Annotated in this window: 9 protein-coding genes, 1 tRNA gene and 1 pseudogene; 2 read left to right on the top strand and 9 right to left on the bottom strand. The window is 64.4% G+C overall.

Annotation, left to right across the window (positions count from 1 at the left end):
* Positions 1-14: 14 nt before the first annotated feature.
* From WG924_RS01575 to WG924_RS01555, 5 genes are all read right to left on the bottom strand, one after another.
* Positions 15-1031 (bottom strand): zinc-dependent alcohol dehydrogenase family protein, encoded by a 1017-nt coding sequence (locus tag WG924_RS01575; RefSeq protein ID WP_345931065.1) that lies wholly within the window; start codon positions 1029-1031, stop codon positions 15-17.
* Positions 1028-1516 carry an acyl-CoA thioesterase gene (locus WG924_RS01570; protein WP_345931063.1) on the bottom strand — a complete coding sequence of 163 codons (489 nt, stop codon included), beginning with the start codon at positions 1514-1516 and terminating at the stop codon, positions 1028-1030. The genes WG924_RS01575 and WG924_RS01570 overlap by 4 nt, the downstream gene beginning before the upstream one ends.
* Positions 1517-1553: 37 nt before the next feature.
* A complete protein-coding gene (locus WG924_RS01565) occupies positions 1554-2333 on the bottom strand; it encodes an SDR family NAD(P)-dependent oxidoreductase (protein WP_345931061.1) in 780 nt (259 codons plus the stop codon).
* A gap of 61 nt (positions 2334-2394) precedes the next feature.
* Complete coding sequence (locus WG924_RS01560) at positions 2395-3435, bottom strand: phosphotransferase family protein (RefSeq protein WP_345931059.1); 1041 nt, start codon at positions 3433-3435, stop codon at positions 2395-2397.
* A 172-nt stretch (positions 3436-3607) separates the two neighbouring features.
* Positions 3608-4564, bottom strand: coding sequence for a serine hydrolase domain-containing protein (locus WG924_RS01555; protein WP_345931058.1), 957 nt, complete (start codon positions 4562-4564; stop codon positions 3608-3610).
* A gap of 318 nt (positions 4565-4882) precedes the next feature.
* Between WG924_RS01555 and WG924_RS01550 the strand changes: the two genes are divergently transcribed.
* On the top strand, positions 4883-5506 hold the full coding sequence (locus WG924_RS01550; RefSeq protein ID WP_345931056.1) for a TetR/AcrR family transcriptional regulator: 624 nt from the start codon (positions 4883-4885) through the stop codon (positions 5504-5506).
* Positions 5507-5520: 14 nt separating this feature from the next.
* On the opposite strand, the gene WG924_RS01545 is transcribed toward WG924_RS01550, so the two are convergent.
* From WG924_RS01545 to WG924_RS01535, 3 genes and pseudogenes are all read right to left on the bottom strand, one after another.
* Positions 5521-7548 carry a B12-binding domain-containing radical SAM protein gene (locus tag WG924_RS01545; protein WP_345931054.1) on the bottom strand — a complete coding sequence of 676 codons (2028 nt, stop codon included), beginning with the start codon at positions 7546-7548 and terminating at the stop codon, positions 5521-5523.
* Between the two features lie 130 nt (positions 7549-7678).
* Positions 7679-7777, bottom strand: a tRNA-OTHER gene (locus WG924_RS01540).
* 249 nt (positions 7778-8026) lie between these two features.
* Positions 8027-9141: pseudogene (locus WG924_RS01535) on the bottom strand (IS3 family transposase).
* Positions 9142-9502: 361 nt separating this feature from the next.
* Between WG924_RS01535 and WG924_RS01530 the strand changes: the two are divergent.
* The gene (locus WG924_RS01530; RefSeq protein ID WP_345931053.1) at positions 9503-11980 is read left to right on the top strand and encodes a calcium-binding protein; all 2478 of its coding nucleotides are present in this window, start codon (positions 9503-9505) and stop codon (positions 11978-11980) included.
* Between the two features lie 28 nt (positions 11981-12008).
* Here the strand turns inward: WG924_RS01530 and WG924_RS01525 are convergent, their stop codons facing one another.
* Entirely contained in the window at positions 12009-13286 is a 1278-nt protein-coding gene (locus WG924_RS01525) for a NupC/NupG family nucleoside CNT transporter (RefSeq protein WP_345931052.1), read from the bottom strand.
* Between the last annotated feature and the right edge of the window lie 123 nt (positions 13287-13409).

The following is a 13409-nucleotide window of genomic DNA, read 5'->3' as shown; positions in this document are numbered from 1 at the left end:
CCGCTTGGGTCAGCTCAGCCACCTGACAGCAGCACCTTGCCCTGGCGGTCACGACGCGCGGCCGCGACAAGCGCCGCCTGCCAGTCATCCAGGCCAAACGCCTCGGCGACCGACAGGGTCAGCCGGCGGCGCGCCAGGGCATCGAAGGTCCAGGCGAAGCCCTCGGACCAGCGGTCCACCGTTACCTGATCCTGCCAGTGACGCAACCAGAACGGTCTTACTGTTACCCCGCCCGCCACCTGTCCGGCAAGGGCTGCCGGAAGTGGCAGGCCCGAAAGCAGACCATAGACACGAAATGCCCCGCCCGGCGAGACAGACAACGCCACCGCCGTGCCGATCATGCCGCCGACCGCGTCGAGCCCGGCATCGATCGCGCCCCCCGCGGCCCGGCGGATGCGCGCAGCCAGATCCGCCGCAGTATCGTCTGGCGCAACCACAACGACAGCGGCGGCGCCAGACGTCAGAAGGCCGGCCGTGCGCTGCGGCGCCGTCGTCACGGCCACCACCGACCAGCCATGATCGGCCGCCAGGGCCAGGACCACCGCCGTGAACGCCGATCCGGCCGCATCGATCGCGATCACCGCACCTCGTGGCAAAGCCAGATCATCGACCAGCAGCGCCCAGGCCGTCAGCGGATTGATATAGGCCTGTGCGGCGGCCTCATCGTCGATCGACGCCGGAACCGGAACGCAGTATCGCGCCGGCGCCACCACGAAACTGGCCCAGGTGCCGCCACCGCGCAGTGGCAGAACGCGGTCTCCCACGGCGAGACCACAGCCGGCAGGCGCCTGATCGACCAGCCCGATGCCCTCATATCCCGCAATGCGCGGCGGCATCACCCGATGGGCATAGGCGCCGGTGATCGGGATCAGGTCCGACGGGTTGACCGGCCGGCACGACATGCGGATCACCGCGGCATCCGCGTCGACAGCGCCCGCAACCGGCATCGCCTGCGGCTCCAGCGCCAGAACCGATGCCGGGTCGCCGAACTGGCGGAAGACCAGCGCCCGGCCGGTTGACCGGCCGGTCATGCGCCGCCGGATGCGGGGCCCGCGTCCTGCGGCAGCAGGGCCGGGGCCAGCTTGTCGCGCAGGCTGGCCGGCAGTTCGGCGCTGCGGCCGGTGGCACGGTCGACGGCCACCCAGACGATCTCGCCGCGCGCGCGGGGCGCATCCTCGCCCTCGCCATGAACCTCAAGCGCGAAGGACAGCGATGACCGGCCCATGCGGGCAATACCCACCCCCACCTCAACCCGCTGGCGGAAGCGCACAGGGGCCAGAAACTCGACACCTGCGCGCCGCACGAAATAGACCGGCGCCGCGGCATCCGCCGTCCCCGTCCCATTCCCGGCACCGTCGACCGACAGGATCTCGTCGCAGCCGCGCGCGATCAGAAAGCCGGTCACGGCGGTGTCGAAGAAATCCAGATAGCGGCCGTTGAAGACATGGCCATGCATGTCGACCTCGGAAAACCGGATCTCGAAGGGGTGAAAATAGCTGTAATGCGCGCGGGCCATGTATCGGAACCTCGGGCTCGTGTGCCGGGCGGCGAGATTAACCCAGGGTAAAGCCGCCGTCCACGGCCAGCACCGCGCCGGTCATGAAGCTGGAGGCATCCGATGCCAGCAGCAGCAGTGCGCCGTCCAGCTCCGATGCGGCACCAAGGCGCCGCTGGGCCACCTTGCGCAGCAGCCGCTTGCCGCCCTCGGTCTCGAAGAAATCGGCATTGATGTCGGTCTCGATATAGCCCGGCGCGATGGCGTTGACCCGCACGCCCGATTTGGCGAGTTCCAGCCCCATGGCCTTGGTCATGTGGATCATGCCGGCCTTCGACGCGCAATACGGCACCAGATTGCCGATCACCGACAGGCCGAGCACGGATGCGATGTTGACGATGCTGCCGCCAGTGCCGGCCGCCATCCGCTTCGCAGCCGCCTGCGCCACCAGGAAGGCGCCCTTCAGATTGGTGTCGACGGTGCGGTCCCAATCATCCTCGGTCAGTTGCAGCACCGGTTTCGACACCGCGACGCCGGCATTGTTGACCAGCACGTCCAGCCGGCCGCCCAGCTTCTGCGTCGCCTCTTCGACGGCCGCATCGATCGCGGCCGATCCGGCGGTGACATCCAGCGCCACCGACGCGGCCTCGCCGCCGGCCGCGGTGATTTCGGCTTCCAGCGCCGCCAGCTTCTCGACCTGACGGGCGGCAAGCACCAAGCGCGCGCCATGGGCCGCCAGCGTGCGGGCGAAGCTGGCGCCAAGGCCCTGGCTGGCACCGGTGATCAGGATGGCACGGCCGGTGATATCGAACGGATTGGTGGTCGTGGTGGTGGTCATGGGTGTGGTCTTGTCCCTGGAGTGACAGATGAGAAGTGGCAGACGAGCCCGTCCTGGCGCGTCAGCCGCGGGTGCGGATCAGCGCATGCCCGACATCGGCGACCAGCCGGGCCTTGCGGCCGCGTTCCAGCGCATAGGGCGACGACGCATTGCCCTGCAGCGCGCGGGCATAGACGCCCTGAAGAATGCCGACCGACCGGAACAGCGCGAAGGCGACATGAAAGGTCCAGTCGTTGATCGCCGGCCGGCCGGTCAGCCGGGCATAGAGATCCAGCAGCTCCGCCTCGTCCGGCAGACCAAGCGCCGCCGTATCGACGCCGACATAGCCGCCGAATTCCGAGGCCGGCATGTAATGATGCATCAGGTGATAGCCCAGATCGGCCAGCGGCTCGCCCAGCGTCGACAACTCCCAGTCGAGCACGGCGCGGATGGCCGATCCGTCCTCGGCGGCGATGCAGTTCTCCAGCCGGAAATCGCCATGCACCAGGGTGGTGCGTTCAGGGTCTTTCGGCATATTGGCCGGCAGCCACGCGATCAGCGCCTCCATGCCCTCGATCCGATCGGTCTCGGCGGCACGATACTGCCGCGTCCAGACCGCGATCTGGCGTTCATAAAAGCCGCCGGGCCGGCCGTAATCTCCCAGCCCGACGGCCTTCACATTCACGCTGTGCAGGGCGGCCAGGGTCTCGATCAGCCGGATCATCACCATGCGGCGCTGCCCGGGCGACAGCGCCGGCAGCATCAGATCGCCGAAGGTCGCGCCCTGAACATGCCCCATCAGATAGAACGGCGTGCCGACGATGCCCGGATCCGCGCAGTAATGCACGGCCGCGGGCACCGGCACAGGGGTATCGGCCAGCGCCGACAGCACCCGGAATTCACGGTCGATCTGGTGTGCCTTGGGCAGCAGGGTGCCCGGCGGCTGCTTGCGCAGCACATAAGACCCGCCATCGGTATCGATCCGGAAGGTCGGGTTCGACTGGCCGTTGGTGAACCGGTGCAGGCGGATCGGGCCACGGAAGCCGGGCACCGCCCGTTCCAGATACACGGTCAGGCGATCCAGCACCTCTGTCCGGGCCAGATCGAAGGGTTCGGCGGTCATCGACGGATATTCCTCCGCTGGGCGGCCGCCTCGGCCCGCCCGACGAACGCCTGGGTGCCCTGCCGGAACCCGGGTGCCCAGCCGGAAGATGCGCGGCGGCTCTATCGTTCAGACGTTCGTTCAAAACGCCCGTCCGCGCATAGTGCCCGAGCGGAAAGCCGACGTCGACCAATCAAGAAGCCGGCACCGCCCCACCGATCGTGTCGACGACATCGCGGAGCAACCGGTCGAGCACCGGGCCGATCGCGGGATCGCCATAGGCGCCCCCCGTGGTCACGACGGCGAGGTCCAGGTCGGGCACCAGAAACAGCCTCTGCCCGCCATTGCCGATCGCGGCCACCACCGGCAACGCCCTGCCCTGCCACGTGACCTGCTGCCGCCACCATTGATAGCCATAATCCAGCCGCACCCCCACCTCGATGCGGGGCGTGATCATCTCGTCGATCCAGGCGGATGGGATGATGGAACGCCCCTGCCAGCGCCCATGATCCAGCATCATCAGGCCGATCTTCATCAGATCACGCGGCCGCAGGCGCAGCCCGGCGGCGGCCAGTGGCATGCCATGCAGGTTCTCGACCCAGGCCCAATCCACAATACCGAGCGGCCGGAACAACGTCTCGTCCACCAGATCGGTGAGGGATCGCCCAGTCGCCCGGGTCATGATCTCGGCCAGCACGGCGGTGGCGCCGCCGCTATAGACAAAACGGGCGCCGGGCGCTGCCACCACCTCATGGGCAAAGACGGTCCTGAACGCGGATGCACTCCAGATCAGTGCCGTCTCGTCATTATGCGCGGCCCGACGCACCGGCGACGGCTCGTCCCAGTCGAGCCCGGTCGACATGGTCAGCAGGTCGCGGAGGCGGATCGCCCGGCGGCCGGGGTCGGCGAAGTCCGGCTCATCCGGAAAGGATGCAACCCCCCTTGCCGACGGGTCTGGCACCTCGCCGCGGGCAAGCAGGCTGCCATAAACCAATGCCACCACGCTCTTGCTGATCGACCGCATGTCGTGGCGATCGGTGGGGCCGAAATCGGCGCAGGATGACCAGAGATCATAGAGCGAGCGGTCGTCGCCCCGACGGTACAGCTCGGCGATCAGGCGCCCTCCGCGGGCGACCAGAACCGCGTGCACCGCCGCCGGGCCATCTTGGATGGCATCGAGAACCCGGCACAATCCGTCAGTCTGCCCGAAGGCGCCTGCCTCCCCGAGAGCACCTGCCTCCCCGAGAGCAACCGGCAGCCCGTCGGCCATCTGCGCCGGAGGATGACACGCCGCGCCGTCCTGCGCCGGCATGGCCGCATGTCCGGCACCTGCCGGGGATACCAGCCAGACAACCATGCCAACGGCGATCCGCCACATCGTCCCCTCCCCCTGCCGCAAGACCTTCCGCTATGATAGAGGCCGGTACTGACGGCCGGATACTCGGGTTCAGACGAGGGGCAGGCAGGGATGACCAGACGATCGCGACCCGCCGTGGAGGTCCGGAAATCACCCCGTCAGTCGCGCGCCGTCGATCTGGTGGAGGCGATTCTCGAAGCCGCAACTCGGATCATTCGCGAAGACGGGCTCGCGGGGTTGACCACCAATCGCGTCGCCGAATTGGCCGGGGTCGGGATCGGCTCGCTTTATGAGTACTTCCCCGGCAAGGAGGCAATCGTGGTGGCGCTGGCACGGCGGCGTCTGGCAGCCGACACCGCCCATGTCGCGGCCGTGATCGAGGCAGCGCTCGCCGACCGCACGACATCGCCGGTCCGGCCGGTGGTGCGGGCGTTGATCGCGCTGCACCGGCAGGATCCCGCGCTGCGCCGGGTGGTGATGGGGCTGCATGTCGCGTCGGGTCTGGCCGGTGAACACACAGGCCCGGCCGCGGAGATCGACCGGCAACTGGCCGCACGACCCGACCCGCGCCTCGGCGGCGGCCTCACCTCCATCGCCGGTTTCACCCTGACCCGGGCGGTGCTGGGCGCGGTCCGCGCGGCCTTTCTGGAACGGCCGGAGCTGCTGTCGGACCCGGCGTTTGAGGACGAGCTGGTCCGACTGGCCGCGGCATGTCTCGACCGCCCGGCCGGTTGAGCCGGCAGGCCCGGTCAGGCCGCCGCCGCCTCGGTCCACGCCATGCAATGGTCGAGGAAATCGTCATAGTCCTCGAATTTCTTGGGCAGCGTCAGCCCGCCATCGGCATAGACCCGGCCGATGCCGTCGATCATCTCCGCCTCGCGGGCAAGCGCGCCGCGCACCTTCACCAGTGCCTGGTCGATTGCCGGCGCGTCGACCGTCGAGAGCCTGGGCAACCGGTCGGCGAAGCCGGTCATTTCGTCTTCCGACAGGAACAGTCGCGCCACATAGGGAAACAGGCTGGTCGCCGGATGCGACCAATGACGTTCGCACAGCACCTCGGACAGGGTGTAGATGCCATCCACCGCCTTGCGGCTGAGCGGCGCCCAGCGCTCCGCCCAGCTATTGCAGGCGGCGCATTTCGGCCGGCCCTGCTTCATCACCATCGCCGATGCGTCAAGCTCGGTGCGGCACCGCCGGCACCACCAGCTTTGCGTATACTGGAACGGGATGTTGATGAACAGATCCCAATCCGCTTCCGGCATCACCTCGATGCCCTCAGGCGGGCTGTGGATCAGCGGCGCGCGCCGCGCCAGTTGAAACCGGGTCGGCTTCACCGTCAGCACATCGCGCCCGCGGTCGGTGAGAAAGCGGAACAGCGGCAGCACATGGTGGATCGGCTCGCCTGGATAGCCGACGATGAAGAAGACATGGTTCCAGATACCCGCCGCCGTGGTGTTGGCCAGGCTGCGGGCATAGTCGTCGGGCGTGTTGCCCTTCTTCATCGCCTTGATGGTCGCGGGGGCGATGCTCTCCAGCCCGAATTGCAGGAACCGGCCGCCAGCCTCGCGCACCTGAACGCAGGTGTCGGCATCCAGATAGGCGCGCTCGAACCGGGCATAGGCCTCCCAGTGAATATCGCTCAGGCCCCGCGCCGCCAGATGCTCGCCCAGTTCCAGCATTTCCGATACCCGGAACCATTCATCGGTGAAGCTGAACGTGCGGCGCCCGGTCTCGCCATGCCAGACCGCCAGATCCTCGGCAACCTGAGCCATCGGGCGCAGGCGCTTGCGGAACTTCACTTTCACCTGCCCGTCGGCCTGGCGTTCATGAACGACGGTGTCATAGCCTTCATTGATATCGCAGAAACTGCAGATGCCGGAATAATAGCAGCCGCGATAGATGTTCAGCGCCGTCACCGGCTCGGGCGTCCAGGGCCGATAGGCCTCAGGGTCGGGACGCGGCAGTTGGTCGAGTTGAACCGGCACCGAAGGCGGCCCCGATACCGGCCGCGCGCCATCGAAGCGGATCACCTGCGGCACCGGCCGGTTCGCAACCCGCCCATGCACCAGTTCCTCCAGCAGGGCCGCCAGCGGCTGTTCACCCTCATGATGGATGAAGCTGTCGACCACGGTATAGAAGGCAGCCGTCAGGGGATCGTCCGCTTCCAGCGTCGTCTTCAATCGCGCGATCAGATTGCCGCCGATGGTGATGTGGGTATCGGGCAGCGCCTCGCGCAGCATCGATGCCAGAACCATCGACGGGATCAACTGATGGTGATCGTTGACCGACAATCCCACCAGGCGCGGCTTCAGGGCCGCGATCGCCGGTACCTCAATGTCCCGGTAATAGTCGTGAAACAGGTGGTTCTCGCGATCGGCGACCGCCGCCATCACCGCCTCGCGGCGCCGGGCATCGTAAGCCGAGATGTATTTCAAGGTGTTGCGGAAGATCAGGAAAGTGTCCGGCACCGCGGCGTCGATGATCGTGGACGCCTCCTCGATCAGGCGCTTCGCCGCCAGATAGGGCTCAAGCGCATGATGCGCCGCCTCGTCGCGCATGGTCGCCAGGGCCGGGCCGATACCGGCCAGAATATGGTCGGGCGCGCCAGCCGCCGCCAGTGCCTCGGGGCGCAAGACATGCTCGATGGCCGGAATGTTGGCATCACGCTGCGCCACCACCCATCCCTTCGCCTTCAGCCACGCCGTCAGATGCGACAGGCCGGGGGCGACGAACCAGGGGTAATAGGATGGCGGAAAGACCAGGACGGCATCGGTCATCGGGCACGCTCCCCATCCGCAAAGGGGGGAGGCGCGCGCCCCGCGCTCGGGCATGTCCGGCAGCGCCAGAACAGCACATGGCCGCAGTTCTGGCGCATCGTCATCGGTCTTATGGGGCGCGCAGGAAAATTGGTGCCGGAGGCAGGACTTGAACCTGCAAGAACGCGAACGTCCTGTCAGACAATCGGCAAGCCGAAAATCCGGTGTCTACCAGTTTCACCACTCCGGCAGATACAGAGCCGGGACATCTGATCTTCAGACCATCATGGCCAATGCCCCGGTATCACTAGAAGAATGGTATTTTGACTCGACGGCATCGATCAACTGAAAATTGATTGCCTGGCGAGAAAAATGTCATATCCGCTCACAGGCTCACCAGCCCCACCACGGCGCCGGTCATGCATGTGGCAATTGTGCCCGAGACCAGGCTGAGCGGCGCCAGACGTGCAAACTGACCTGTTCCCCTCATTGTATTCGCTCAGAGGTGGAGTCCGATCTTTTGGTGATGCCCGAAGCGCCTGAATGACCTGGCGGCGGCCTCTGCCAGGGTGGCGCCGTCGAGGGCGGTGTAGGGTCGCACGTGGTTATAATCGTCGCGCCAAATGGCCAGGACAGCCCGGGCGTGGTTCACCGAGGTGAACAACGTCTCGTTGAGGCACTCATCCCTGAGCTTGCCATTGAAGTTCTCCACGAAAGCGTTCTGGGTTGGCTTGCCCGGGTCAATGTAGTGCCACTGCATGCAATGGTTCCGGCACCAGCGCAGGATGGCGGCGCTGGTGAACGCGGTACCGTTATCCGACACCAGCGTGCCCGGTCTGCCACGTTGGATGATCAGGGCGTCCAGCTCGCGTGCCACCCGGGCGCCGGACAGCGAGGTGTCGGCGACCAGTGCCAGACATTCGCGGCTGAGGTCATCGACCACGGTGAGGATACGGAATCGTCGGCCATCGGTAAGGGTATCTGAGACAAGATCCAGCGACCAACGCTGATCGGGACCAGACAGGATCGCCATCGGCGCCCATGTCCCCAGTGCCCGCTGACGGCCGGTCCGACGCCGGACCGCCAGTTTCTCCTCGCGGTACAGCCGCGGCAGCTTCTTGCGATTCATCACCATGCCCTCGCGGGCCAGTTGGATGCCCAGCCGCCGGAAGCCGAACCGGCGACGCTCGGCCGCCAGTTCACGCAACCGCACCCGGACCGGTGTATCGTCAGGGCGGCGCGAGCCATACCGAACGACGACACGCCGACAATCAGGCACGCCCGGCGCTCGCTCAGCCCGAACAATGCCCGGGCATGGGCGACGGCACGTTGCCTGGCGGTGGGCGTTATCATTTTTTTTGAGGGCAGTTCCTTCAGCACGGCGTTGTCGAGCGTCGCATCCGCCAGCAACGTCTCCAGCCGGACGTTCTCCTGCTCCAAGGCCCTTAGACGCCTGGCCTCCGACACCTCCAATCCGCCATATCTGGCTTTCCACTTGTAGGAGGTCGCGCTCGAAATCCCATGACGGCGGCACACATCTGCCGCCGACCCGCCGGCCTCCTGCTCCTTCAGGATGCCGATGATCTGCTCTTCGTTGAACCGGCTGCGTTTCATGTCGGTCCGTCTCCTTCCTGAGACGGTTTCTACCGCAAACTGGGTGCAGTCGCGGAGAACAGGTCAAAACCAGCAGCCAGCCGACGACCATCTGCTCCTGCCTACGGATGCGGCACTGTCAGTGGGAATACCCTCTCTGTACAAATAACGCCAACAACCGAGGCGACACTACCTTAAGATGAAAATTCACCCGACAAAATTCGCCCGAACGATCTAGCGCATATTGTGTCAGTATATCTATTCGCTGGCGCGTTGCATGGTCCGAACTCCCCATGGAGTTTCAAATGTGATGTCTGTAATGGATATTGATCTGCGCGATCCCGCCGCTCCGCCAACTCCCCGCAATATCTGAGGCTTCATCATGGCTAGCACGCTGATATCGGAAGACGGCCGCTTCGTCATCCATAACGATGGCACGACATTGACGTCCCACAATTTAGATTCTGATACAATATCCATTCATGATAATGCCGCCTTTGATGGCATGGAATTTGTTTCAGTGTCAAAGTTCGGCGACGTGTTTTTTGCTAACGATTCGATTTTATATAAATACGATATCTCAGATGAGACTATTTCAAGTATAGTAGATTTATCAGTGACATCTCCGACGCTTCTGAGCGCTCAGGATCTGAGCGTGTCATCTGACGGCAATTTCATTTCAATTCCACTAGATTTACGGTCAGTGGAAGGCTATTCTGGTGATGTTTACATCGGCTATCGTGATATACTGATTCTAGATATTGAGACAGGCACGACGAGCCATGTCCCGACCAATCCATATCTAACAGAAAGAACAGGCTTCACCGACATCAAGTTTATTGATGGTAGTGACAGATTAAGCATCATCAGCCACACATTGCATAGTTATGATCATCAAGACTCTGTCACCCATTATGTCGGATTCATAGACACTATCGGGAAGAAAAGATACGAGGGCCTGCTTTATATTGAGATACAGGAAAATGTGGACAATGCTGCATTTTCAACCGACTCTTCAATTTTTGTTACCTCAGGTCAATTTGGAAACAAGATCCAGCTATATGCCGTAAATCTGGATGACGACAACAGAGCACATTATAGGTTTATCATCGCCGATTCGGGCCCTCAGAGTCTCGAAAAGATTATCGATACATCTCCCGATGGGCAGCGCCTTCTGGTGAGACATCACTACGAACCTGATGGTGCATCGTCCCCGGAAATACGGTTCGCAATCATCGACGTTGAAAACGGGGCGATCTATCGCTTCAGCCCGGACCAGGATGCCGTTCTGGCTCAGGACGGCACGTCGATGGAGCTCGGGAGTGGTGCGAAAGAGGTTGTCGTCCTCCCCGCAAACGCGACCGATGCCGTCATTTTTGAAGCGACGGATGCAGTACTCGCTACCACCGGTGTCACACTCACCGGCTCGGACGACGCTGACTTCATGGTGGGGGGAGAGGGCGACGACGTCTTGCTCGCTGGCCAGAGGAATGACGTTCTGCGCGGGGGAAAGGGCGCCGACGTGCTCGATGGTGGTGACGGTGTCGACACGGCTGACTATGCGGCAGCGCCATCTTCCATCGCCGTCAACCTCGCAACCGGGCAAGGCCTGCGCGGCGAAGCTCTGGGAGATACGCTGACCTCGATTGAGGTTGTTGTCGGCTCCGCTGATGGCGACTGGTTTGGTGCCGGTGCCGGCGCACACCATATCAATGGAGGCACCGGCACGGATCTCGTCTCCTTTGCCGAAGCCCCAACTGCTGTCATCGTCGATCTTGCCACCGGCATTGGCTCATCCGGTTGGGCCGACGGCGATACGTTCACGTCCATAGAAAGCGTATCTGGCAGCAACGATGCCTCAACCGGCGACGTCCTTCGAGGTAACGGCGCGGCCAACCGTCTCTACGGCAATGATGGCAACGACGAGCTTAACGGCCAGGCTGGTAACGACCAGTTGTTCGGTGGCAACGGCGACGATCTTCTTCTCGGTGGTCAGGGTGTTGACATCCTGAACGGCGGAGATGGCAATGACACCGCGTCTTTTGCCGCGGCATCGGCATCGGTCGCCGTCGACCTTGCAACCGGCAGAGGGGAACGTGGCGAAGCGCTGGACGACATCCTGGTGTCGATCGAGAACGTCATCGGTACCAATTTCAACGACTGGCTCGGCGCCAACGCCGATGCCAACCAGTTCGACGGTCGCGCTGGTAGCGATCTCGTCTCCTATGCCTATACGACAGGCAGAGTTGTCCTCGACCTTGGCGCGGGTACCGGCACAGGCGGCTGGGCAGCCGGCGATGTCTTCGTCTCCATCGAGAACATCTCTGGCTCAAACGATACGACCAACGGCGACTCCATTCGGGGTAGCACGGCAGCGAACCGCCTCTATGGCAACGACGGCGACGATACCCTCTTCGGCCTGGGCGAAAACGACCAGCTCTTCGGCGGCAACGGCGCAGACCACCTGCGTGGCGGAGATGGCAACGATGTCGTGACGGGCGGGGCTGGCAGCGACCTCCTCTATGGCGGACGCGGCGCCGACCGCTTCGTCTATCTCTCGATCGTCGACAGCCCTCGCGGCATGGTCGCCCAGGGCGATAACCTCGAAGACACCATCGCCGATTTTACCCTGGGTCAGGATCTGATCGACTTCAGCGCTATTCAGCCATCATCCGGGCCGCACCTCACCTATCTGGGTGGTGGCGCTTTCGATGGAACCGCGGGCGCTGTGCGTGTCATTTCAACCGCAACCGGTGCAACCATCCTCCTCGATATCGACGGAGACAAAGGCTCAGACCTTCGCCTCAACATCGACTTCACAGCTCCGGGGGCCCTCTCCGCGTCGGATTTCCTGCTATAACAGTTGAGGCGACACCTGCAGGCGATCATCACATCACGAGCCCGACCACAGCGCCGGTCATGCATGTGGCGATCGTGCCAGAAACGAGGCTGAGCGGCGCCAGACGCACGATGTCTGCGCGCCGTTCCGGCACCATCGCGATCATGCCGCCGATCATGATGCCCAGGCTGCCGATATTGGCGAAGCTCGACAGGGCATAGGTCAGGATCAGCCGCGATCTGGGGCTGAAGGCCGAGGGGTCGGCGGCAAAATTCAGGAACGCGACCAGTTCGTTGACCACCACCTTGGTGCCAAGCAGGGGGGCCGCGGCCAGCGCCTCGGTCCAGCTCATGCCCATGGCCCAGGCGATGGGCGCCATGATCCAGCCCAGCATGCGTTCCAGGGTCAGCGGCGCGCCGCCGATATCGCCGCCCAGGCCCAGCACCATATTGGCGAGCGCCGCCAGCGCGATGCCGGCGATCAGCATCGCCACCACGTTGATCAGAAGATTAACCCCGTTCAGCACCCCCACCACCGCGGCCTCCAGGCTGCTCGACGCCTCGGAAGGCGGCGCATCCACGTCCTCCGCAAGAACACCGTCCGGTGTCGCGACAGGCATGGCCGGCATCATCACCATCGCCACCACCAGCGCGGCCGGGGCAGAAATCAGCGATGCGGTCAGCAACTGACCGATCGGGTCGTCGATCACGCCGGTCAGAAACACCGCATAGAGCACCATCATATTGCCGGCCAATGTCGACAGCCCCGCCGTCATCACCATGAACAGTTCGGGGTTGGTCAGACGGGCCAGATAGGGGCGCACGAACAGCGGTGCTTCCACCATGCCCACGAAGACATTGGCGGCCGTCGACACGCCCACCGCGCCGCCGACGCCGAAGCTGCGCCGCAGCAGCCGGGCAAACAGCCGCACGAACAGCGGGATCACCCGCCAGTGATACAGCAACCCGGCAATCGCCCCGATCACCAGAATCAGCGGCAGGCCCTGGAAGGCCAGGACGAAGCTGTTGGCCGGCGTGACCGCATCGAAGGGCGGCGCACCACCGCCCAGATAGCCGAACACCACCGATGTGCCGGCGCGGGTGGCGGCTTCCAGCGCCGACACCCCCCGATTGGCCCAGACGAAGGCCAGTTGCACCGGTGGCAGTTTCAACAGCACCAGCGCGATGACCACCTGCACCACCAGCCCGATGCCCACCGCCCGCCAGGGCACGCCACGTGGCATCCGGCCGATGATCCAGGCCAGCGCCACCAGCAGCAGCAGCCCAAGCCCGCTCTGTGCGACGCCCGCCAGGGCGCCACCGGTCATTCCGTCCATCATCAGCCCCGCCCCTTGGCCCCGTCCGTCGATGCCGCCCGCCGCCTCAACCCCGGCGGGAAATGCTCCCCGGCACCGATATTAGGCCGCCGAACCGGTCGTGACCAGACAAGG

It is taken from the genome of Tistrella arctica (genome assembly GCF_039630945.1).
Taxonomy (GTDB): Bacteria; Pseudomonadota; Alphaproteobacteria; order Tistrellales; family Tistrellaceae; genus Tistrella; species Tistrella bauzanensis.
This window is presented reverse-complemented; position numbering and strand designations above follow the sequence as displayed.